At 53.8% G+C, this 266-nt stretch carries 1 protein-coding gene; it reads right to left on the bottom strand.

The window, feature by feature from the left end; all coding sequences use genetic code 11:
* The coding region (locus KMS84_RS44630; protein ID WP_256921605.1) for a histidine phosphatase family protein at positions 1-266 on the bottom strand (266 nt) is incomplete at both ends.

Below are 266 nucleotides of genomic sequence, written 5' to 3'. Positions count from 1 at the left end.
CTCGCAATACTTGGCATACCTCTCTTGCTGAGAGCTCAGAGTTATCTGCACTTACTTTCCAGCCAGCGCCGTCCGGGTGCTTGGTCAGCTTGTAGCCAGAGCAGTTAGGCACTTGGTTGGTGATCTCATACTCGCGCCACTCGGCCATTGCCTGGCCATCGATTGTCTTCGGGTTGCGCTCGATCAGCCAAGCCACGGCATTGATAAATTGCCCATGTGAGAACACGGCGATGTCATGAGCAGGATGCTGTGCAAGTCGATATAAG

The organism is Streptomyces hilarionis, assembly GCF_024539675.1.
GTDB classification, from domain to species: Bacteria; Actinomycetota; Actinomycetes; order Streptomycetales; family Streptomycetaceae; genus Streptomyces; species Streptomyces hilarionis.
The sequence above is the reverse complement of the archived record's forward strand: the minus strand, read 5'-3'. Positions and strand labels throughout refer to the sequence as shown.